Here is a 22,236-nt window from a genome sequence, read left to right as displayed (position 1 = left end):
CCAACTGATATAAAACTGGAGTGACTTGATGTCCGCTGCACCTCCCTCTCCTCAGGTCATTCCTGAAACCACCGTCAACGGCCAACGTGGCAAAGCCCGACGGATTCTACTGTCACTCGCCGGCGTGGCGCTGTTGGCCGGGCTGGCGTGGGGCGCCTGGTGGTGGCTCACCGGGCGCTTTATCGAGACCACCGACGACGCCTATCTGCAAGCCGACAGCATCAGCGTGGCGCCGAAAATCAACGGCTACGTCGCCGAGGTGCTGGTGGCCGACAACCAGAACGTGAAGCGTGGCGACGTGCTGGTGCGCCTGGATGCGCGCAAATACCAGGCAGTCAGTGACGAAGCCTCGGCGACGATTGCGGCCCGCGAGGCCGACTTTGCCAAGGCCCAGGCCGACCTCGTGCAACAGGACTCGACCATCGCCGAAGCCCGCGCCCAACTGCAAGGCGCCCAGGCCGACGCCCAGCACGCGCAAACCGAAGTCGCACGTTATGCGCCGCTGGCACGTTCCGGGGCCGAGCCGGAAGAACGCCTGGCGCAGCTCAACAACCAGCTCGCCCAGGCCCGCAGCACCGTGGCCGCCAAGCAGGCCGCGTTGCGCTCCAGCCAGACCCGCTACGGCACCCTCGAAGCCCAGCTCAAGCAAGCCCAGGCGCAACTCGGCGTGGCCAAGGCCAGCGAAGCCCAGAGCCAGCTGGACGTGGAAGACGCGGTGATTCGCAGCCCGCTCGATGGCCGCGTCGCTGATCGCGGTGTACGCGTCGGCCAATACGTGCAGCCGGGCACACGCTTGTTGACCGTGGTGCCGGTGAGCGCGATCTACCTGACCGCCAACTACAAGGAAACCCAAATCGGCGAGATGCGCGCCGGGCAGACCGTCACCGTGCATGTGGACGCACTGCCAGGCCATGATATTCAGGGCCATATCGACAGCCTGTCCCCCGGCACCGGAGCACAGTTCGCGTTGCTGCCGCCGTCCAACGCCACCGGCAACTTCACCAAGATCGTGCAGCGCGTGCCGGTGCGGATTTCCCTGGATGTACCGGATGACGACGTGCGCCAGGCACTGGTGCCCGGCTTGTCCGCCACCGTGGAAGTCGACACCCGCACCCACAAGGCAGACGCCAACCATGGCTGAAGCCATCTTGACCGAAGTGCCCGCGGACAAACCGCGCAACGCTTCGCTGACCGACTGGATCGCAGTCGCCGCCGGCTCGCTGGGCGCCTTGCTGGCGACCCTGGACATCTCGATCACCAACTCGGCGCTGCCGCAGATCCAGGGCCAGATCGGCGCGACCGGTACCGAAGGCACGTGGATCGCCACCGGTTACCTGATGTCGGAAATCGTCATGATTCCCCTCGCCGCCTGGCTGACCCGGGTATTCGGCCTGCGCCGGTTCCTGATCGGCACCGCGTTGATGTTCACGTTTTTCTCGATGTTCTGCGGGTTGTCTTCAAGCCTCGGCGCGATGATCGCCGGGCGTATCGGCCAGGGTTTTGCCGGCGGCGCGATGATCCCGACCGCGCAGACCATCGTACGCACCCGCCTGCCTGCCCATCAGTTGGCAATCGGCACCACGATGTTCGGCATGACGGTGATCCTCGGCCCGCTGCTGGGCCCGGTGATTGGCGGCTGGCTCACGGAAAATATCAACTGGCGCTGGTGCTTCTTCATCAACTTGCCCGTCAGCATTACCTTGATCACCTTGCTGATCACCGGCCTGCCCAGCGACCGCATGAACCTCCAGCAATTCATCAAGGCCGACTGGCTGGGCATCATTGGCCTGGCCATGGGCCTGAGTTCGCTCACCGTGGTGCTGGAAGAAGGCCAGCGCGAACACTGGTTCGACTCGCAGTTGATCATCTGGTTGAGCATCACGATGGTGATCGGCTTCTTCCTGATTGCCGTCGGGCAAGTCCGCTCGAGTACGCCGATCCTGCGCCTGCAACTGGTGCTCAACCGCAGCTTTGGCAGCGTGCTGCTGATCGCCACGGCGGTCGGCGCCGGGCTGTATGGCACGGCGTACCTGGTGCCGCAGTTCCTCGGCATCCTGTCGGGCTATAACGCGCAACAGTCGGGTTCGATCATGTTGCTGTCGGGGATTCCGGCGTTCCTGCTGATGCCGATCCTGCCGCGAATGCTTGGCCGCCTGGACCTGCGGATGATGGTCGGCGTGGGATTGTTGATGTACTGGGCCAGCTGTTTTCTCGACACCCAGCTCACCGCCCAGAGTGTCGGCCATGATTTCTACGGGTCGCAGATCCTGCGGGGCTTCGGGCAGATCCTGGTGATGATGCCCCTCAGCCAACTGTCGATGCGCTCGGTGGAAACCCGCGATGCGGGTGATGCGGCCGGGCTCTACAACATGTCACGCAACCTCGGCGGTACCTTGGGGCTGGCGCTGCTCGGCGTACTGATGGACCGGCGCAGCCACTTCCACGACGACATGTTGCGCGAAGGCATCCAGGCCAACACCCAGTTGACCCAGGATCAAATGGCGAGCGATACCGCCAGCTACCTGGCGCAAACCGGCGACCCGTCCACCGCCTCGCTGCAGGCCCTCAGTCATCTGGCCAACGACATCGCCCAACAAGCGGCGGTGATGGCCTACAACGACGCGTTCTACGTGCTGGGACTCGCCATGCTGGCGTGCCTTCCCCTGATCTTCATCCTGAAAAAGCGCGCGGCGCAGGCAGGCCAACGAACATGATTTATCGCTCACTTCCCTTACTCTTCACCGTCGGCCTGCTGACGGCGTGTACCGTGGGGCCGGACTACCAGGGCGCGCCGGATGCCGCGCCAAAGACCCTCGCGGCCGGGCGCTTGCCCCACGCCGACATAGGCTTGCCGCGCACACCTGCGGTCGCCCAGTGGTGGCAAGCCCTGGGCGATCCGCAGCTCAACCAATTGGTGGCCCAGGCCCTGCAAAACAGTCCGGACATGGCGACCGCCCAGGCGCGCCTCAAGCAATCGCGAGCCAGCCTGAGTGGCGCCAACGCCAACGCCCTGCCCAAGATCACCGGCGATGCAGCGATGCTGAAGCTGCGCTCCCCCGACACCTCGGCGCTGGGTGGCAGCAGTGGCGGTGGTCGCGGGCCGTTGAGCCTTTACCTCGCCGGGTTTGATGCCAGTTGGGAGGCCGACCTGTTCGGCGGCACCCGGCGTGCAATCGAGGCGGCCCAGGCGGAAAACAACGCCTCGCAGGCGCAACTGGCCGATGCCCAGGTGCAACTGGCAGCCGAGGTGGTGCAGACCTATGCCGACGTGCGTGACCAGCAGGCGCGACTGGCGCTGGTGGACGCCAGTGTCGAGATTGAGGAACAGGCGCTGGACCTGACCCAGCAGCGACGCAGCCGTGGCGTGGCCTCGCAGTTACAGCTGGAGCAGGTCCTGACACAGGCCGAAAACACCCGGGCCCAACGCCTGCCGCTGCAAGCGTCAATCGTCGAGGCGATTGACCAGTTGAACCTGCTCTGCGGCCTGGAACCGGGCGAGTTGGACGCGAGCCTCAACACTCCCCGCGCCCTGCCCGCTATCCCTAGCCAGGTACCCTTTGCAGACCCGGCGGCGATCCTGAAAGCACGCCCGGATATCCGGGTGGCCGAGCGTCAACTGGCTTCCAGCAACGCGCAGATCGGCGAGAAAACCGCCGACTGGTTTCCCAAGCTCAGCCTGATGGGCGACTTGTCGTTCTCGGCGGCCGATCCCGGGCACCTGGCGCGCAAGGACAGCGGCACCTGGCTGCTGTTGCCGCGGCTGACCTGGAACGCATTGGATTTCGGCCGGGTGGCGGCCAGTGTCAAAGGTGCGGAAGCCGGGCGCGACGAGGCCCTGGCCCATTACAAAAGCGTGGTGTTGAGTGCGTTGCGTGATGCGGATGTGGCCCTGGCGCGGTATGGCAACCAGCGGCAGAACGTGGTGCTGCTGCGTAACGTGGAATCTTCGGCAGTACGGGCTGCGGACCTGACGCGCCAGCGTTATAAGGCAGGTACGGCGAGCACGCTGGATTGGCTGGACGCGGAACGTACGCGGTACCAGGCGCAGGAAAGCCGGATTTCCGGGGATGCGCTGTTGCTCAAGGACTTTGCGTCATTGCACAAGGCGCTGGGGTTGGGATGGACGTTGTAAGAGCCAGAGCAAGCAACCAATAACCTGTGGCGAGGGAGCTTGCTCCCGCTGGAGTGCGTAGCAGTCCCATTTTCTGGGGCCGCTTCGCGACCCAGCGGGAGCAAGCTCCCTCGCCACAGGTCAATATCTTCCCTGACAGGTATGGATCAGCGCGCGGTATTGGCCCGCGCCGCGTGCAGCTTCTTGTAGCTGTCGATCAACCGCAGGTGCCGGTCCAGCCCTTCCAGCTTCATGCTCGTCGGCGTCAAACCATAGAACCGCACACTGCCATTCACCGACCCAATCGCCGCGTCCATCCGCTCGTTGCCAAACATCCGGCGGAAATTCACTTCGTAGTCCGCCAGTTCCAGGTCTTCGTCCAACTCCATCTCCAGCACCGCATTCACAGCCTGATAGAACAAGCCGCGCTCGACGGTGTTGTCGTTGTACTGCTGGAACATCTCCACCAGTTCCTTGGCTTCTTCGAACTGCTGCAGGGCCAGATAAATCAGCAGCTTCAATTCCAGGATGGTCAGTTGACCCCACGCCGTATTGTCATCGAACTCGATGCCGATCAAGGTGGTGATGTCGGTGTAGTCGTCCAGCTCGCTTTCCACCAGACGCTCAACCAACCCCTTCAATTCCGCTTCGTCGAGGCGATGCAGGTTCAGGATGTCCTCGCGGAAAAACAGCGCCTTGTTGGTGTTGTCCCAGATCAGGTCGTCGATCGGGTAGATCTCCGAATAGTCGGGCACCAGGATGCGGCAGGCGGTCGCGCCGATGTGCTCGTACACCGCCATGTAGACTTCCTTGCCCATGCCTTCGAGGATGCCGAACAACGTGGCGGCTTCCTCGGCATTGGAGTTTTCACCCTGGCCGGAGAAGTCCCATTCGACGAACTCGTAATCCGACTTCGAGCTGAAGAAGCGCCACGACACCACGCCGCTGGAGTCGATGAAGTGCTCGACAAAGTTGTTCGGTTCGGTCACCGCATGGCCTTCAAACGTCGGCTGCGGCAGATCGTTCAGGCCTTCAAAACTGCGGCCTTGCAGCAGTTCGGTGAGGCTGCGCTCCAACGCCACTTCCAGGCTTGGGTGCGCGCCGAACGAGGCGAATACGCCGCCGGTGCGTGGGTTCATCAACGTCACGCACATCACCGGGAATTCACCGCCCAGGGACGCATCCTTCACCAGTACCGGAAAGCCCTGGGCTTCCAGGCCCTGGATACCGGCCAGGATACCGGGGAATTTCGCCAGCACTTCCTGCGGTACATCCGGCAGCGCGAATTCACCTTCGATGATTTCGCGTTTTACCGCGCGTTCGAAGATTTCCGACAGGCACTGCACCTGCGCTTCAGCCAGGGTGTTACCGGCACTCATGCCGTTGCTGAGGTACAGGTTCTCGATCAGGTTGGACGGGAAATACACCACCTCGCCATCGGACTGGCGCACGAACGGCAGCGAAACAATGCCGCGCTCTTCGTTGCCGGAGTTGGTGTCGTAGAGGTGTGAGCCGCGCAGCTCGCCGTCACGGTTGTAGATGTGCAGGCAATGCGCGTCGAGTATCTCCGGTGGCAGTTCGTCCTTGCGGCCCGGCTTGAACCAGCGCTCGTCCGGGTAATGCACAAACGCCGCGTTGGCGATGTCTTCACCCCAGAACTGGTCGTTGTAGAAGAAGTTGCAGTTCAGCCGCTCGATAAACTCGCCCAATGCCGACGCCAATGCGCCTTCCTTGGTCGCGCCCTTGCCGTTGGTAAAGCACATCGGCGAGTGCGCGTCGCGGATATGCAGCGACCATACGTTGGGCACGATATTGCGCCACGAAGCGATCTCGATCTTCATGCCCAGGCCCGCGAGAATGGCCGACATGTTGGCGATGGTTGTTTCCAGCGGCAGGTCCTTGCCCGCGATGTAGGTGCCCGCGTCGGACGCCGCGCTCGGCATCAGCAATGCCTGGGCATCGGCATCCAGGTTTTCCACTTCCTCGATGACAAACTCCGGCCCGGCCTGCACGACTTTTTTCACGGTGCAGCGGTCGATGGAACGCAGGATGCCCTGGCGGTCTTTATCGGAGATGTCCGCCGGCAATTCGACCTGGATCTTGAAGATCTGGTTGTAGCGGTTTTCCGGGTCGACAATGTTGTTCTGGGACAGGCGAATATTGTCGGTAGGGATGTTGCGGGTTTCGCAGTACAACTTCACAAAGTAAGCCGCACACAACGCCGACGACGCCAGGAAGTAATCGAACGGACCGGGGGCCGAGCCATCGCCCTTGTAGCGAATAGGCTGGTCGGCCACCACGGTGAAGTCGTCGAACTTGGCTTCAAGTCGAAGGTTATCGAGAAAATTGACCTTGATTTCCATGCGGGATTACCAGAATAGCGAGCAAAATATGGCCGCCATTATCCGGGTTTCGAGGCGTAAGTCTTGTGCTTTCGGGCCTGGCCGATCGTTGGCGATGGGTATCAGCCGTGTTGAAAGTCCGCAATCTGCTGCCACATCGCGATCGGGTTGGAGTACATCGGGAAGTGCCCGCACCGGGCAATCGGCGCCAACCGCACGCCTTGCGCCTGGATATGCGCCAGGTACGACAAATGGGCATTCTGCTCGCCGTACATGAACATGCGCGAGCATTCCAGGCCGAGGAACTTGCCCATCAAGTCGGCGTTATCCGACAGTTCGACCATCGACTGGAAGATCCCCCGCACCGCCCCGGCACGCACCTTGTGCCGCAGGCTCGCCGAATACAGCGCGCTGGCGTAGGCCGGTGCCTGCCGGGTGCGCTCGATAAAGGCGCTGAAAAACGCCTCGGGATCGTCCGCGGGGTAGTCGACGATCTGCCGGCTGAGAAAGCAGTCTTCCGGGGCGATATTGCCTTCGATATCGACAAAGCTCAGCACCCGGCCCGGCAACCGGTGCGCCAGCATCAGCGCGGTGAGGCCGCCCATGGAGTGGCCTACCAGATGGAAGCGCTCGATGTTGAAATGCTCCAGCACCTGCAAGGCGGTTTGCAGCAGGAACGGGATGGAGATCTTCGACAGGTCATCGCAATGGCTCTCACCGCAACCCGGGGCGTCATAAGCCAAAAATGGATGACCGTCGAAGGCAGGTTGCTGGACGATGTCGGCGTAATCTTCCTTGGTCGAGCCAAAGCCATGCAGGAACACGATTGGCGCCAGGGTACCCGCGCGGTGGATCGCGGCGATGTTCAACGGTACATCGTCGACGGTCTGGAGAAGCCGTGTATGGGTGAACGGTTCGGGTGACGACATAGTGTTGATTCCTCGAAAGACGACCGCACTGGACGGATTAGCTGCCCAAAGCCGCCAATTTCAAGGATATTCATGCCGGTGTAAATTCCCGATTCAAGAAGGCATTCATAGGCCAATCGTATGAATCATGGCATTGCAGCGTGGTATCTGCAGTACATACAACCACCACGGGGAAGAGCGGCACGATGATCCACGCGATAATGGTCGATGTAGACGGTGTACTGATTAACGGGCGGCCTGCAGATGGCAGGCCTTGGGCATCTGAGATTGAAGCGGATCTGGGCATCAGTAACGCCGATTTGAACCGCGAGTTTTTTGGCCCTTACTGGAGCGACATCATCGTCGGACACTCGGGGCTTGCCGAGCAACTGAAGCTGGCACTGGCGCGACTTACGCCGTCCGTTCCCCACGAAGACTTGATTGCCTATTGGTTTGCAAGTGACGCCAGGCTAAACCGGCCGTTGCTGGAAGCACTCGCCCAACTGCGCGAGAGAGGTACGAAGGTCTTCCTGGCGACCAACCAGGAGCACCTGCGGTCGGCCTACCTGATGGATCAACTTGGCCTCGGCCCGCACGTTGACGGCATCTATTATTCGGCGGCACTGGGCAGTCGCAAGCCTGAACGGGACTTCTTTGAACAGACAGCCGCTCTCTCGGGCTTCGCTCCAGAGCAATTGCTGCTGATAGACGACACCCCTGCGAATGTCGTCGCGGCAAGGCAACTGGGCTGGAATGCGGTGCTATGGACAGCGGGCAGCTCCCTGTCTGCCGAACTGGCCAAGCTCCAGGCTGAGGGCGTGAACCTCGCACCGCCCTCATAGGCCTGTTGCGGCCTTACTCAATCACCGCCTATCAGCCACCCAGTTCACAGACAACGACGCCCTACCCCGCACTCAATCCCCACAACACGTCCAACACATGTTGCGTAGGCCGCTCAACCTCCCCGGCGCGATGGGCGATCCCCAGTTGCCGCCACAGCAACGGTTGCAACGGCCGCATCGCAATCCGGGTGTCGTGCAAGGGCGTGGACGCTTCATGGGGCAACAACGTGGCCCCGTAACCGGCGGCCACCAGGCTTTTGATTGCGTCGTTGTAATTCAGCTGAATACGCGCCGTCGGCTGGTAGCCGTCATTGGCAAACCACTCCGAGGTCAGGCGCGAAAGCCGGGTGGTGTTGTCATTCAGGATTAACGGCTGGGCAGCCAGCCAGGCGGGTGTTACCACCTCGGGGCATTCCCGGCGCGCCGGCAAAAATGCCATGACCGGGTCGCGCCGCCAGGGCTCGATCCGCAAGCCCTTCACCGGTGCCTGGGGCAGCGCCACCAGGCCGATCTCCAGGGCGCCCTCGGCCAGCTTCTTCAATGTGTCCTGCGACGTGAGCACCGCCACCTGCACATCAATGGCGGGATGATGTTGGCTCAAGGTTTCCAGGGCTTGCGGCAGCAACTATGCGATGGCTCCGTTTGAGGCTCCCAGACGCACCCGCCCCGCCAGCCCCTGCACTTGTCGCTCCACGTCTTCAAGCGCCTGCTCGGCATCCGCCAACAAGCGGCGGGCGCGCTCCACCAGGGTTTCGCCAATAGCCGAAGGCTGCACTCGTCCACGGGTACGCGACAACAGCTTGCCGCCCACTCGCGCCTCCAGGTCGGCGATATGCAGGCTGACGGTGGGAGGCGCCAGGTTGAGCATGCGGGCTGCTTCGGCGAACGAACCGAGGTCGGCAATCGCCACCAACGTACGCAGGCGGTCCAGGCTGATTTCGCGCATGGGTCAATCCTCGTTCATAAAACCTGAACTTCATCGTTTGGAAATTCAACTTTTCCTATCCTAGCGGCTCGCCGAAGATTGGAACACCTGATTTCCTATCCGAGTGCATCCCATGGCAAATCCTCTTGTATTCATCGACGGCGACCAAGGCACCACCGGGCTGCAGATCCATCAACGCCTGCGCGACCGCACCGATCTGCAACTGATCACCCTCAGCCCTGAACACCGCAAGGACCCGCAGCAGCGCGCCGTGATGATCAACGCCTGCGATATCGCGATTCTCTGCCTGCCCGACGACGCCGCACGGGACGCCGTCGCCAGCATCCACAATCCGGCCGTGCGGGTGATCGACGCGAGTTCGGCACACCGCACTCACCCCGACTGGACCTACGGTTTCGCCGAGATGAACCCGCAACAGGCGCAACGCATTGCCACGGCGCAGCGGGTGAGCAATCCCGGTTGCTATCCCACCGGTGCGATTGGGTTGCTGCGCCCGTTGCTTGAGGCCGGGCTGCTGCCCGGGGACTACCCGACGACCATTCATGCCGTCTCGGGCTATTCCGGCAAGGGCCGCGCCGGGGTGCAGGAGCATGAGGGCGCCGACGCCTCACAGGCGCCCGCGTTCCTGGTGTATGGGCTGGGACTGGCACACAAGCATGTGCCGGAGATTCAGCAGCAAAGCGGGCTGACGGAAAGGCCGACCTTTGTGCCGGCCTACGGGACTTTTCGCCAGGGGATCGTATTGACCATCCCCCTGCAACTTCGGTTATTGGCGCCGGGTGTGAATGGCTCGCGGTTGCATGACTGTTTGACTCAGCACTACCGCGATACGAATCACGTCCAGGTGCTGTCGATGCAGGCCGCCAAGGAGCTGACCTACCTTGACCCTCAAGCGCTGAACGGCACGGACGATGTGCGCCTGATCGTGTGTGAAAACCACGAGACGGGCCAGGTCCTGCTGGCGGCGATATTCGACAACCTCGGCAAGGGCGCCGCAGGTGCCGCCGTGCAGAACCTGGATTTGATGATCAAGCCGAGACCGTAGCGATAAAGGCGCGCAGGTCCGCCAGCATCAACGCCGGCTGCTCCCAGGCCGCGAAGTGACCACCGGCGGGCATCTCGCTCCAGTGCACGATGTTGAAGGTCTTTTCGGCAAATGAGCGCGGCGGCGGCACGAACACCGGATCACGAAAGGCGGCAAATCCGGTCGGCACCTGGATGCGGGTGCCGACCGGGAATTTTGACGATCCCTCAAGGCGCTTGCCGTGATACATCCACGTCGCGGTGACCATGGAAGATGGCGCGAGATACAACATGATGTTGGTCAGCAGTTGCTCCTCGGTAAAGGTGCCCCAGAGATCCGGGCTGCCATCGGCGGTAGTGGGCAGATCGGCCCATGTGCCGATTTTTTCGAGGATCCATCCCGCGGCCCCCACCGGGCTGTCGGCCAGCGCGACACCCAGGGTCTGCGGGCGGGTTTCCTGCTGGTGGTTGTAGCCGGTTTCCCAGTCGATCAGCACGTCACGCCGGGCGACGAAAGCCTCCTCCTCCGGCGTGGTCGCAACGGTGCCCTGGGCCAGCAGGTCGGCCATGTTCAGGTGAATCCCCAGTAACGCCTCGGGCCGATCGTGGGCCATCCAACCGGCGATGCCCGAACCCCAGTCACCGCCCTGAACGATGAAGCGGGTTGGCCCGAACAGCCGGGCCATCAGCCCATGCATGAGTTCGCCCGCCCGACGTGGGCCAATCACTCCGGTGATCGGCCTGGAGAATGCAAACCCCGGAAGCGACGGCACGATCACATCGTGTCCGTCAGCCGCCAGCGGTTCCAGCAGCGCCTCGAATTCCAGGTACGAACCTGGCCAGCCATGGAGCAGCAGGATCGGCGGCCTGGAACCGTCGCCCCGCACATGGACGAAGTGCAGGTGCTCGCCCTCAATCTCGGTGATGAAGTTGGGCAATTGGTTGAGGTGTTTTTCGACCCGGCGCCAATCATAGGATTCCAGCCAGTAAGCGACCAGGCGCTGAAGGTCGCGCACGCCTACGCCCGACTTCCACCCTCCCAAATCGGGAAGCTGGGTCCAATCGTAGGCGGCGACTTTGTCGCGGATGGCCACGAGGCGTTCGTCGGGGATATTGATGGTGTAGGGCAAAATCATGGGATTCTCCTGGTGAGTTTCCGTATTACATTGCTTTACGCAATACTGAACCCGACAAAAACCGATGTGAACCCCATTACGCCGCTCAAGGCCTTTGCGAAAAACGCACAAGTGAGTTTCCCGTGGACATAACGGACGAACTGGAAATCTTTACCCTCGTGGCCGAGACCGCGAGTTTCTCGGCGGCCGCGCGTCGCTTGAACCTTGCGCCCTCCTCCATCGCGCGGGTGCTGGACCGCATGGAGGCCCGGCTGGGCGTACGCCTGTTGCTGCGAACCACGCGCTCACTGACCGTGACCCCGGAGGGTGCCGCCTACCTGTCGTGCGCCCGGCGGATCCTCACGGACCTGCGGGAAACCGAACAGCAGATTACCGACCAGAGTTCACCCCGCGGGCGCCTGCGGGTCAGCAGTTCGCTGCTGTATGGCAGGACCTTCGTGATCCCGTTGTTGGGCGAGTTCATTCAGCGTTACCCGGACATCCTGGTGGACATCAACCTGACCGACACCGTGGTCGACATCGCCGCCGGGCAAGCCGACGTCGCAGTGCGATTGGGCCCGCTGCCCGACAGCAGCCTGACGTCCCGCCGGCTGGGCGCCACCCACAAGGTCATCATTGCTGCGCCGAGCTATCTGGCACGACGCGGCACGCCGCAGGTGCCGGAAGACCTGCTAGATCACGACTGCATCGGTTTCAACTTCAAGCGTGCGGCGCCCACCTGGCCGTTTCGCAAGGATGGCCACGACTATTCACTGACGATCAAGGGCCATGTCGAAACCAATAACGGTGACACCCAGGGCCAATTGGCGGCCGAGGGCATCGGCATCGCGCGGGTCTGCGCCGAGACCGTGGCGGACGCCATTCAGGCGGGTCGGCTGGTGCCGCTGCTGGAGGCATTCAATCCAGGCGATGGCGAAGAGATCCATGCCGTGTTCCTCGGCGGTACCCACACGCCGGCGCGGGTCCGGTGTTTTGTCGACTACCTGGTTGAGCGGTTCCAGTAGGCGCGAAATTGCATGATTACTCGGCAACGAGTTCGACGTAGCTCGACTCCCCGCCTCCCGTCGCGCCCGACAACCAGCCCCAGACGAAGGCCAGGGTGGTACGCCCGGCGTCATCCACGCCTAGCGTGCCCCGGGACCAGCCGGCAAGAATCTCGCCCTCGGTGGTCAGGCACTGGTACAGCAACTCGATGGTATCGGGGCCTGTGGCGCGCCCGACTTGATTGCCCATGCGAATCCGGCCGCCCTGGTAGGTGCCCCATATGGCGTTTTCATCGACGTGGTAATGAAACACGGTGCCTGTACCGGACACACCATGGGTGTTGCCCGCGACGATAAACCGGCGGTTGTCCAGGCGTTCGCTGATTTGGCAAAAGGCATTTGGCATTGACAGGCGCTTCCTTGGTCGAGAGGGTTCATTCCGGGGCGCCCAACCTACCTCATATGGCTTTTGTTGGTCATGTAAAACCTGCACAATTGTGGGCTTTCCCGCGACAGGACGTCCCTTCATGCAACGCATCGTGATTCTCGGTAATGCGGGCAGCGGAAAATCCACCCTCGCCCGCGCCCTCGGACAACGCCTGGGCCTGCCCGTGGTGCACCTGGACACCCTGTTCTGGTCGCCCGGCTGGGTCGAGCCCGACGCCGAGCAGTTCCGTACCCGCGTGCGCGACGCCGTTGCCGCCGATGGCTGGGTGTGTGAAGGCAACTATGCGCGGCGCACGTTCGACCTGCGCCTGCCCCGTGCCGATTTGATCATCTGGCTCGACACGCCACGGCTCACCTGCTTTACCCGGGTGATCCTGCGCAGTGCGCTGAACCGCCCGCGCCCGGATATTCCCGCCGGCTGTACCGAGAAACTCGACCGGGAGTTCCTGACATTCCTGAAGTACGTGTGGACGTTTGATCGCGGCCACCGGCCAGGTATCGAGGCGGTGCGGTTGGCGGCAGGCCCGTCGGTGCCCGTGGTGCACTTGCGCGGTGGCCAGCAGATCGCCGAGTTTCTCGAGCGCTTGCCCGCAGCATCTGAAGGCTGCCTTGAATAGAGGGAGCAGGAGCGTTGGCCGCGATAGTGGGTCGTCTTGCCAGTGAAGAAATCATTGATGGCAAGACTTCCACCGCCCTCGGGCCATGCCGTCCTGACAGTTTTTTTCAACTGTAGGATCTTGTTGGCAGCCGCTCCCTCGTGCGACCTGAAGAAGCCCCTATCTGGACCTCAGGTACCGATAGAGCGTCTGCCGACTGATTTCAAAATCACGCGCCAATTTGGATCTACTTTCTCCTGCAGTGGCCCGGTCAATCAAGTTTACAACCTGATTGTCAGACAGCTTTTTCTTGCGACCTCTATAAGTCCCACGATTCTTTGCACTGGCAATTCCCGCCGCCTGTCTTTCCCTCATCGCAGCGCGCTCGAACTCTGCAATCAGCTCCATTACCGCAATGATCGACTCCACGACTTCAAGACAGTCATGCCGGAAAACCAGGTTTTCGTTCAAACACTCCAGCGTGACCTGCTTTTCAATCAACCGGCGAATGATGGCGCACAGCTGCTCCGTGCTTGAAGTCAGCGCTGCCATGCTGTCCACCACCACGGTATCCCCGCACTGCAGGTAGCGGAGTAGCCTTTCCAGGCCTGCAGGATTCGCGGCATTTTCTGCCGGTTCATCGCAAAACACGGCATCAAATACATCGTCGCTTGTTATTTTCTCTGCGCCACCCTCGGGCTCTTTTAGAGCGCGCCGGACATATTTGATGCGATGCAATCTCATGGTGCCTCCTTGGCAATACTTGTACAGCGTCATTTTATACTTGTACAAACTGTAACTAAATCATCAATTCCTTACACCGCACTTGTAACACTGAACCCACCCAAAATACACAGTTGCAAAGAGTTGAACTTCCCTTATCATTTTGAAGCATGGAATTCTAACAAGCTTTTCGCAAAAAAGTCGATTTCGTATTCCTTGAATGCCCCGTGCAATTCAAGCAACCCATATGAGTATCTACTGTTTTACAGCTCAAATAATTGACATGACCGGCTTGACGCGGCTGTTAATTTTTCGATGCAATCAGAGGATGAATGGATGAAAGTCTTGGAAGGCGCCATCGAAATTGATCGCCCAACTACCGATCAGGAAAAGATTGATAAGGTAACCCGCAGTATTACCGATCATGGGAACTACCTGCGAAAGCGTTATCCGATCCTGCAGCACCAGGATGCTCTGGGCGCGAGTGTCATGGCGTTTTCCCTGATAGGGATGGTCATTACGGGAGGGCTCTATCTAAAGGGTTTTATCCCCGCATGGATGTGTATTCTGGTCAATGCGCTGCTGACTTCGTTCATTCATGAAATCGAACATGACCTGATTCATCGCCTTTATTTTAGAAAACAGCCGCTGGCCCATAATGCCATGATGCTCTTCTGCTGGCTGGCACGCCCGGGTATGCCCAGCCCGTGGCTAAGACGCAGTCTGCACTTTCATCACCATAAGGAGTCCGGAACTGATTCTGATGTTGAAGCCTGGATCACCACGAGCGGCAGTCCTTGGGGAATACTGCGATTACTCAAACTGGTGGACGGATTTGTATTTGGTTTTCTAAATGCGGTGTTTGCTCCGGGATGGCGGCAAAAGGTAAAATTGTTAGGCAAGATCATTCGGCTCAATACACCATTCGGGCTTCTGTATTGGGGGTGCTGGTATGTGTTCCTCGGCTACCACCTGTATGTCTGGCTTGGGTCAATTACCGGGATGGAGGTTCACAGTTCAGCTACGACGCAGGAATTAATGGATATCGTCAATAGCGCAGTGGTTATTCTTATAGCGCCCAATATGATACGGCAGTTCTGCCTGTTCTTTATAAGTTCAAATATGCACTATTACGGCGATGTTGCCCCGCGTAACGCATTACAACAAACCCAGGTGATGAACCCTTGGTGGCTGTGGCCGTTCCAGTTGTTCTGTTTTAACTTTGGCAGCACTCACAGCATCCATCACTTCGTGGTGAGAGACCCGTTTTATCTGCGTCAGATGACGGCACCTCATGCTCATAAAGTCATGGCCCAGGCCGGTGTCAGGTTCAATGACTTCGGCACCTACAAACGAGCCAATCGCTTTTCCATGGAGCACTCCCAAACTCGGTCTCGTGGGTGAATTCCTCCACAACCATTATCCGTGTTCGGCAAGTATCAAGGGCCGCACTTCAAATACGAGGACGTTGAGGTATGAAAGCGCAAGGGATATGTGCGAAGCAGTTTGAAGCGGTCAAGCAGGCCTTCGAGGACATGTTCGATGATCCGCAGGAACGTGGGGCCGGCCTGTGCGTGCAGGTAGGCGCAGAGATCGTTGTCGACCTGTGGGCCGGCATGGCAGACCAGGCGGGCACGAAACCCTGGACCCGCGATACGCTGGCCAATACCTTCTGCGTAATAAAACCCTATGTCGCGGTGGCCGTCCTGATGTTGGTTGAGGCGGGCAAGCTGGAGCTGGATGCACCCGTGGCCCGTTACTGGCCCGAGTTCGCCCGGAGCGGGAAAGCAAAGGTCACCCTGCGCCAGGTGATGAACCATACCGCAGGCCTGCCGGCGCTGCGGGGGCCCGACCACAACCCCATGATGTATGACTGGGAGCATATGCTGCGACTGCTGGAGGCCGAGCCGCTGTGGTGGGAACCGGGAACGGACCTGGGCTACGGCACCACCACGTTTGGCTGGATCCTCGGCGAGTTGATTCGCCGGGTGGACGGACGAGATCCCTGTGTGTTTATCCACGAAGAGATTCTCGATCCCCATGAGTTGGACGTGCACCTCGGCGTGAACGAAGAACACTTTCATCGTATCGCGCGTTTCGACAGTGCCACGGGACGAGTCGGTGACCCTTACTCGCAGGCGTTGCGAACCGTGGTGAAAAACGAGCCGTCGCATATCGCGACGCTCGCCTTCACCAACCCCGGAATGGTGCCCAGACGAACCAGTGACCCTCGCTGGTGGGCCTACCGGCAACCCGCCGTGTGTGGACACGGTTCGGCTCACGGCCTGGCCGGTTTCTACAGTGCATTGATAGCAGGAAACTTTATCGGTCCCGAGTTGCTTACTGAATTCAGCCGTGAGCACAGTCATGGCATGGATCGAGTATGGATGCGCCCCATGCGTTATGGATTGGGTTGCATGCTGGAGCAGCAACGCGACCCGACGGCTTCCCATGCAATGGGCCCGAACACCTTTGGCCATATCGGGCTTGGTGGCCCGATCAGTTTCGCTGATCCCGAAAAACAAGTGAGCTTCGGTTTTGTCACCACGACTTCGGGCAGCCATTCGATGATTGATCCACGCCCCCGCCGACTTTCATCCCTTGTCTATGCGGCGCTTTGAAGGCAAGGGGCGGATCTGTTCATCTGAGGCTTTCAAGGGGGCGCAATACTGCCGAATGCAACGCAGCAAGTTTGTGGCAAGACACAAGTGGCTGATGGCAAACCGAAACCTTCCCCTCCCGGCCAACAATGAGTCATTGGCTTATGAACGAAGGCTGGTACAACGACGACATGATTTATTTATAAATAAATTCATACGCCTCGATATAAGAACCTATCTTGTTTGAATGAGCAGTTACCCACACTGCATTCATGCCTGTCTTTCTTTGATCGTTGAATTCCGACTGAGTGGTACAAAGCGCAACCCAGCGCTCAGTCTTTAAATCCTTAATCCGCAGACCCGCCTCACAACGACTGAACTTTCCAACGTAGGGCCCCGGAGTCACCAGCTCGTAAGGTGACGCATACTGAACAATGTCGCCGGGCAACAGGTACGTAACGACGTCATAACTGTGCAAGGACAAAATCAGACCCAGGCAAAAACCACCAAAAAAAGATTCTCCAACACGGTTCGGGTTTCTTACAGCCGGACGATAGTAGGTGGCCCTTGCAGCAAAAAAGAGTCCAACCAGACAACCAATGACTATATAGGTCGTCCACTCGGGAATCGATGGCATTAAAACCGTTCGCATTACAATGCGACCGGCCCAGAGCGTATAAGCAATCCATGCTCCTAATAACAGACACACCACCAACAACAAGGTTCTTTTCTTTGATTTGTTTTCAAATGAAGGATATTCCATTCCCTGCCTACTCTATTTTTAATTCCCGGGAAAAGCGCTTCGTGCTTCACGCCAACTTCCTTTACCCGATTGGCATGCCGGGCATATTAACGAATGAGCGTCATGGTGACCGATCTATTTACCCACGACTCACAGACATGGCCAGAGCGCCATCGGTTCTACCCATTAGCGCAAATTGTTCAACCGCCTCACATCCCTTATCCTCGTGGCCTTACCTGCCAGCGCCCGCCGGAGCCCCCATGGACCTCGCCACCCTCACCCTCTTCCTCCCGGCCTGCTTCGCCCTGAACATGGCGCCAGGCCCGAACAACCTGCTGTCCGTGAGCAACTCCACCCGCTACGGCTACCGCACTTCGTGCCTGGCAGGCGTCGGGCGACTGCTGGCCTTTGCCGGGATGATCGCCCTCGCGTCCGCCGGGCTGGCGGTGGTGCTGCAAACCTCGGAGTTGCTGTTCTACGGGATCAAGATCCTGGGGGCGGCGTATCTATTTTATCTGGCGTATCAACTGTGGCGGTCCAATCCGCACGCGGAGGCTGAGTCGACGGCGCCCAAGGCGGGCTTGTGGGCCTTGGCGCGACAGGAGTTCCTGGTGGCCGCCGGCAATCCCAAGGCAATCTTGATATTTACCGCCTTCCTGCCGCAATTCGTCGACCCGGCACGTCCGATCACGCCGCAATTTGCCCTGCTGGGAGCGATGTTTCTGGCGCTGGAATGGTTCGCCATCAGCGCCTACGCCTATATGGGTTTGCATATGCGCCGCTGGTTCGCGCAGCCTCGGGGCAAGCGGATTTTCAACCGCTGCTGTGCGGGGTTGTTGTCGGCCGCCGCGACGGTATTGCTGATGGCGCGCAGGGCCTGAGCACTGCGAAAAACCGGCGAAAACGCTTACAATCGCCGTCTCACCGCAACTCAGGCAGGCCAGTTCGCCCATGGCGCTCGACCCCATCACCATACTGGTCCTCACCATCGCCCTGGCAGGCGCCGCCGCGCTGTACCTGGCGGTCGAGTGGCGCAACGTTCGCGAACCGTCGCTGCTGTACTGGACCGCCGGTTTCGCCATCATCAGCGTGGGCAGCACCCTGGCGCTGTTGCGGGCCAGCGGCCTGCTGTTGATCGGCATCTGGTTCGCCAACGGGTTGCTGATCACCGCCCACTGGCTGTTCCTGCTGGGCGTTGCGCGTTTCACCCAGGTGCGCCTGTCTCGCGCCTGGTACCTGATGTTCGTGGCCTGGTTTGCCATGCTGCTGTTGCCGGAAGGACAGTCGTGGTCCAGGGCCATGCTGCTGGCCAACTCGCTGCTGGTTGCCCTGCCGACCCTGCGGGCCAGTTTCCTGTTGCGCCCCCATGGCCGATCACTCAGCGTGGGCGCGGTGCAACTGCGCTATGTGCTGCTGGCCCACGGGCTGTTCTATCTGGCCAAGTCGCTGGTGGCGATCGTGCCGGGGACACTGATCGACCTGACGGCGTTTCGTGGCGAGATCATTCAGGTGTCGCTGGTGGAAGGCGCCATGGCGATCATGCTGATTGCATTGTCGATGACCGGCACCGAGCGCTACCGCCGTGAGGAACAGATTGCACGGTTGGCCGCCCGCGACCCGTTGACCGCGCTGTACAACCGCCGCGCCCTTGAAATGCGCGCGCCGAGCCTGCTGAGCGAGGTGTCGCAGGCCCGGCCGGGTGCCCTGCTGTTGATCGACATCGACAATTTCAAGCTGATCAACGACCTGTACGGCCATACCGCGGGCGACCGGCTGCTGGTGGCCCTGAGCGAGATGATTCGCGCGCAGTTGCCCGATGATTCGCTGGCGGCGCGGTTGGGTGGCGACGAGTTCGTGATCCTGCTTAATGACACCTCGAACGCGCGCATTGTCGCGCTGGGCAGCGCCCTGCGCGAACAGTTTCATCAGGCTGCCTCGCAGGCCTTCGCCACGCCCGAAGCGGTGACATTGAGCATCGGCGCCAGCCTGTTCGACACGCCCCCCGCCAGCCTCGCGGCCTTGATCGAACAAGGCGACGCGGCGCTGTATGAATCCAAGCGCGGTGGACGCAACCGTATTCGTCTGGTGGACCGGACTGCGGTGGGCGCCGATTGACTCAATCGGTGCATCAACCTTTGAGCGCCGCCTCAATCCCCGCTATATCAATCCTGGTCATCCCCATCATCGCATCAAACGCCCGCTTGGCCGCTGCCGGGTCGGGATGGGTGATCGCCGCGCTCAGTACACGCGGGGTAATCTGCCATCTCACCCCCCATTTATCCTGGCACCAGCCGCAGACGTTTTCCTGGCCGCCATGGCTGACAATCGCGTGCCACAAGCGGTCGGTTTCCGCCTGGTCGTCGGTGGCCACCTGGAACGAGAACGCCTCGTTGTGCTGCACGCCGGAGCCGCCGTTCAGCCCCAGGCAAGGAATACCCATGACGGTGAATTCCACCGTCAACACATCGCCCTGTTTGCCCGCCGGATAATCCCCGGGGGCGTGATGGACCGCAGTCACTGCGCTGTCCGGGAAGGTCCTGGCGTAGAAGTTGGCAGCGTCCAGTGCACTGCCGTCGTACCAAAGGCACACCGTGTTTTTGTTGAGCATGAGTGTTCTCCAGCGTGGAGGTTCGGACTTGCAGTGTAGTACCGCTACCGACAAGAATGCGTTCGCGTCCTGACATGAACCCAAACGGTGCAGAGAATGAGTAATGGTGTAAGGATCGACCCGCGAATCATCCCGGTTCCGCGGTCCATCAGCCCCGAGGCCCAGGCGATGCTGCAACGCATGGTGAACGCCGATGGCGTGCCGCTGAACAGCCTGTACACCCTGCCCGCACCCGATGACCACGCTGGCTGGCGCCGTATGCAGGCCGCAGTTGCCCAACAGTACGCGGCGTCCCAGGCGGGACAGACGGCAGACCACGTTGAGACATTCACCGTGGAAGACGCCACGGTGTACCGGGCGACGCCGGCATACGGGGCCGAGTTCGCCTATATCGACCTGCACGGCGGCGCCCTGGTGTTCGGCGGCGGCGAAAACGCCCGCCTCGCCGCCGGCAAGCACGCCGACCTGCACAACCTGACCTGCTACGGCGTGGACTACCGCATGCCGCCTGACCATCCGTACCCGGCGGCACTCGATGACTGTCTGGCCACCTACCGGCATGTGCTGAAGCACCACACCCCGGACAAGATCGTGATCGGCGGACGCTCGGCCGGAGGCAACCTCGCCGCTGCCATGGTGCTGCGCGCCCGCGACGAAGGCTTGCCGCTGCCGGCCGCGCTGGTATTGCTGTCACCTGAAGTGGACCTGACCGAATCGGGCGACAGCTTCCAGGTCAACCGCACCGTCGACGTGGTGTTGCCCAACCCGCTGATGAGCACCAACCTGCTGTACGCCGCTGGCGCGGATTTGTCTCACCCGTACCTGTCGCCGCTGTTCGGGGATTTCGCACCAGGCTTCCCGCCGACGTTCGTGCAAAGCGGCACCCGCGACCTGTTCCTGTCCAACGCCGTACGCCTGCACCGGGCGCTGCGCCGGGCCGAGGTACCGGTGGAACTGCACATCTTTGAAGCAATGCCCCACGGCGGTTTCATCGGCGCGCCGGAAGACGCAGAACTGTCGGCAGAGCAGGTGCGTTTCGTGCGCCACTGGTTGAACCGCGACTGATCGCCGTGAGTTGACACACCCTGTAATAATCCATAAAGATAAGCGTCTTCTTCAGGGTGTGTCCTCAATGTCTGCAACGACCTTCAACTTTTCCGTCATTGGCTTGATTGCCAAGGCGCAAGGTTGCGTTGCGCACGCCCTCAAATCGAAGAAACAGTCGCTCATGTGACCGGGGCGCGCTGTCCCGTCAGATGAGCTGACAGGACATTGAGCGCGAAGGCCCCCTCCTCTTGCTTACTTCCCTCTGCCCTTCTGACGGTGACGAAATCGGTCAACCATCAGGAGAAAGCGCATGTCATCGTTTCAAGGTATCTGGGTTCCCGTCGTTACACCGTTTCATAACGGCGTTATCGACTTCATCGGCTTGCGCCGCCTGGTCTGCCATCTGCTGGAACAAGGCGTGGCCGGGATCATGGTCTGTACCACCACCGGCGAAGCCGCAGCACTGAGCCGCCGTGAGCAGTTGGCGATGCTGGATGCCGTACTGGAACTGGTACCGCCGCAGCAGGTGGTGATGGGCCTGGCGGGGTATAACCAGATTGAGCTGCTGCAGTTCCAGAGTGAAATCCTGCAACGCCCGGTGGCCGGTTTGCTGGTACCGCCGCCGAGCTACATCCGCCCGTCCCAGGCGGGCCTTGAGGCGTTCTTCCGCACCGTGGCCGATGCGTCCAGTGTGCCGATCATTCTGTATGACATTCCCTACCGCACCGGTATCGCCTTCGAACAGGCGACGTTGCTGAGCATCGTCGCCCATGAACGGATCGTCGCGATCAAGGATTGTGGCGGCAACCTGGCCAATACCCTGGCGCTGCTGGCCAGCGGGAATGTGGATGTGTTGTGTGGCGAGGATGTGCAGATATTCAACGCGCTGTGCCTGGGAGCGACCGGCGCGATTGCCGCGTCGGCGCATGTGCGTACCGCAGATTTTGTGGCGCTGCATCGACAGGTTCGCGACAACCGGTTGCTGGCGGCTCGCGAGACGTTTTTCGGGCTACTGCCGTTGATTCACACACTGTTCGTGGAGCCCAATCCGGCACCGGTGAAGGCCGCGCTGGCGATGGACGGTTTGATCGGCAGTGAGTTGCGGGCGCCGATGTTGGGGGCGAGTGAGACGGTGACAAATCGGTTGCAGCAAGTATTAGGCGTGCGGCAATGACCCGTGGC

At 60.7% G+C, this 22,236-nt stretch carries 20 protein-coding genes and 1 pseudogene; 13 read left to right on the top strand and 8 right to left on the bottom strand.

What is annotated here, in order from left to right:
* Positions 1 to 28: 28 nt before the first annotated feature.
* Genes HX786_RS03535 through HX786_RS03525 form a run of 3 tightly spaced genes read left to right on the top strand, consistent with a single transcriptional unit; the run spans position 29 to position 4,132 of the window.
* Positions 29 to 1,141: an HlyD family secretion protein gene (locus HX786_RS03535; protein ID WP_178911729.1), complete on the top strand. Its 1,113-nt coding sequence runs from the start codon at positions 29 to 31 to the stop codon at positions 1,139 to 1,141.
* On the top strand, positions 1,134 to 2,714 hold the full coding sequence (locus tag HX786_RS03530; protein ID WP_177080898.1) for a DHA2 family efflux MFS transporter permease subunit: 1,581 nt from the start codon (positions 1,134 to 1,136) through the stop codon (positions 2,712 to 2,714). The genes HX786_RS03535 and HX786_RS03530 overlap by 8 nt, the downstream gene beginning before the upstream one ends.
* The gene (locus tag HX786_RS03525; RefSeq protein WP_178911728.1) at positions 2,711 to 4,132 is read left to right on the top strand and encodes an efflux transporter outer membrane subunit; all 1,422 of its coding nucleotides are present in this window, start codon (positions 2,711 to 2,713) and stop codon (positions 4,130 to 4,132) included. The genes HX786_RS03530 and HX786_RS03525 overlap by 4 nt, the downstream gene beginning before the upstream one ends.
* 146 nt (positions 4,133 to 4,278) lie before the next feature.
* On the opposite strand, the gene HX786_RS03520 is transcribed toward HX786_RS03525, so the two are convergent.
* Together HX786_RS03520 and HX786_RS03515 are read right to left on the bottom strand one after the other, a co-directional pair.
* Complete coding sequence (locus HX786_RS03520; protein ID WP_003215159.1) at positions 4,279 to 6,474, bottom strand: OsmC domain/YcaO domain-containing protein; 2,196 nt, start codon at positions 6,472 to 6,474, stop codon at positions 4,279 to 4,281.
* A 101-nt stretch (positions 6,475 to 6,575) separates the two neighbouring features.
* The gene (locus HX786_RS03515; RefSeq protein WP_178911727.1) at positions 6,576 to 7,382 is read right to left on the bottom strand and encodes an alpha/beta fold hydrolase; all 807 of its coding nucleotides are present in this window, start codon (positions 7,380 to 7,382) and stop codon (positions 6,576 to 6,578) included.
* A gap of 185 nt (positions 7,383 to 7,567) precedes the next feature.
* Here HX786_RS03515 and HX786_RS03510 point away from each other — a divergent pair, with 185 nt between their 5' ends.
* A complete protein-coding gene (locus HX786_RS03510) occupies positions 7,568 to 8,203 on the top strand; it encodes an HAD family phosphatase (RefSeq protein WP_003215155.1) in 636 nt (211 codons plus the stop codon).
* 61 nt (positions 8,204 to 8,264) lie between these two features.
* On the opposite strand, the pseudogene HX786_RS03505 reads toward HX786_RS03510, so the two are convergent.
* Positions 8,265 to 9,149, bottom strand: a pseudogene (locus tag HX786_RS03505) (LysR family transcriptional regulator).
* Between the two features lie 112 nt (positions 9,150 to 9,261).
* Here HX786_RS03505 and argC point away from each other — a divergent pair.
* Complete coding sequence (argC, locus tag HX786_RS03500; protein ID WP_178911726.1) at positions 9,262 to 10,194, top strand: N-acetyl-gamma-glutamyl-phosphate reductase; 933 nt, start codon at positions 9,262 to 9,264, stop codon at positions 10,192 to 10,194.
* Here argC and HX786_RS03495 read toward each other — a convergent pair.
* The gene (locus HX786_RS03495) at positions 10,178 to 11,308 is read right to left on the bottom strand and encodes an epoxide hydrolase family protein (protein WP_178911725.1); all 1,131 of its coding nucleotides are present in this window, start codon (positions 11,306 to 11,308) and stop codon (positions 10,178 to 10,180) included. The two genes, argC and HX786_RS03495, sit on opposite strands and share 17 nt — an antisense overlap.
* 122 nt (positions 11,309 to 11,430) lie before the next feature.
* Here HX786_RS03495 and HX786_RS03490 point away from each other — a divergent pair, with 122 nt between their 5' ends.
* Positions 11,431 to 12,312: a LysR family transcriptional regulator gene (locus HX786_RS03490; protein ID WP_003215146.1), complete on the top strand. Its 882-nt coding sequence runs from the start codon at positions 11,431 to 11,433 to the stop codon at positions 12,310 to 12,312.
* Between the two features lie 16 nt (positions 12,313 to 12,328).
* Here HX786_RS03490 and HX786_RS03485 read toward each other — a convergent pair whose 3' ends face one another.
* On the bottom strand, positions 12,329 to 12,697 hold the full coding sequence (locus HX786_RS03485) for a hypothetical protein (RefSeq protein ID WP_008436319.1): 369 nt from the start codon (positions 12,695 to 12,697) through the stop codon (positions 12,329 to 12,331).
* Positions 12,698 to 12,818: 121 nt separating this feature from the next.
* Between HX786_RS03485 and HX786_RS03480 the strand changes: the two genes are divergently transcribed.
* Entirely contained in the window at positions 12,819 to 13,355 is a 537-nt protein-coding gene (locus tag HX786_RS03480; RefSeq protein WP_008436317.1) for an ATPase AAA, read from the top strand.
* A 159-nt stretch (positions 13,356 to 13,514) separates the two neighbouring features.
* On the opposite strand, the gene HX786_RS03475 is transcribed toward HX786_RS03480, so the two are convergent.
* Positions 13,515 to 14,078, bottom strand: a complete 564-nt coding sequence (locus tag HX786_RS03475; RefSeq protein WP_102369205.1) for a recombinase family protein — start codon at positions 14,076 to 14,078, stop codon at positions 13,515 to 13,517.
* Between the two features lie 315 nt (positions 14,079 to 14,393).
* Here HX786_RS03475 and HX786_RS03470 point away from each other — a divergent pair, with 315 nt between their 5' ends.
* Positions 14,394 to 15,461, top strand: coding sequence for a fatty acid desaturase (locus HX786_RS03470; RefSeq protein ID WP_178911724.1), 1,068 nt, complete (start codon positions 14,394 to 14,396; stop codon positions 15,459 to 15,461).
* 71 nt (positions 15,462 to 15,532) lie between these two features.
* On the top strand, positions 15,533 to 16,678 hold the full coding sequence (locus HX786_RS03465; RefSeq protein WP_102604937.1) for a serine hydrolase domain-containing protein: 1,146 nt from the start codon (positions 15,533 to 15,535) through the stop codon (positions 16,676 to 16,678).
* 175 nt (positions 16,679 to 16,853) lie between these two features.
* Here the strand turns inward: HX786_RS03465 and HX786_RS03460 are convergent, their stop codons facing one another.
* Positions 16,854 to 17,420 (bottom strand): hypothetical protein, encoded by a 567-nt coding sequence (locus tag HX786_RS03460; protein ID WP_178911723.1) that lies wholly within the window; start codon positions 17,418 to 17,420, stop codon positions 16,854 to 16,856.
* Between the two features lie 239 nt (positions 17,421 to 17,659).
* On the opposite strand from HX786_RS03460, the gene HX786_RS03455 reads away from it, so the two are divergent.
* Together HX786_RS03455 and HX786_RS03450 are read left to right on the top strand one after the other, a co-directional pair.
* A complete protein-coding gene (locus tag HX786_RS03455; RefSeq protein ID WP_177009454.1) occupies positions 17,660 to 18,280 on the top strand; it encodes a LysE family translocator in 621 nt (206 codons plus the stop codon).
* Positions 18,281 to 18,350: 70 nt separating this feature from the next.
* Positions 18,351 to 19,514 carry a GGDEF domain-containing protein gene (locus HX786_RS03450; RefSeq protein ID WP_008436297.1) on the top strand — a complete coding sequence of 388 codons (1,164 nt, stop codon included), beginning with the start codon at positions 18,351 to 18,353 and terminating at the stop codon, positions 19,512 to 19,514.
* 13 nt (positions 19,515 to 19,527) lie between these two features.
* On the opposite strand, the gene HX786_RS03445 is transcribed toward HX786_RS03450, so the two are convergent.
* Positions 19,528 to 20,007, bottom strand: a complete 480-nt coding sequence (locus tag HX786_RS03445) for a VOC family protein (RefSeq protein WP_003215129.1) — start codon at positions 20,005 to 20,007, stop codon at positions 19,528 to 19,530.
* A 96-nt stretch (positions 20,008 to 20,103) separates the two neighbouring features.
* Between HX786_RS03445 and HX786_RS03440 the strand changes: the two genes are divergently transcribed.
* On the top strand, positions 20,104 to 21,072 hold the full coding sequence (locus HX786_RS03440) for an alpha/beta hydrolase (RefSeq protein WP_008436293.1): 969 nt from the start codon (positions 20,104 to 20,106) through the stop codon (positions 21,070 to 21,072).
* A gap of 292 nt (positions 21,073 to 21,364) precedes the next feature.
* Positions 21,365 to 22,228, top strand: a complete 864-nt coding sequence (gene dapA / locus HX786_RS03435) for a 4-hydroxy-tetrahydrodipicolinate synthase (protein ID WP_178911722.1) — start codon at positions 21,365 to 21,367, stop codon at positions 22,226 to 22,228.
* Positions 22,229 to 22,236: the final 8 nt, after the last annotated feature.

Origin of the sequence: Pseudomonas sp. 21615526, assembly GCF_013386245.1 — a bacterium.
GTDB lineage: Bacteria > Pseudomonadota > Gammaproteobacteria > Pseudomonadales > Pseudomonadaceae > Aquipseudomonas.
The sequence above is the reverse complement of the archived record's forward strand: the minus strand, read 5'-3'. Positions and strand labels throughout refer to the sequence as shown.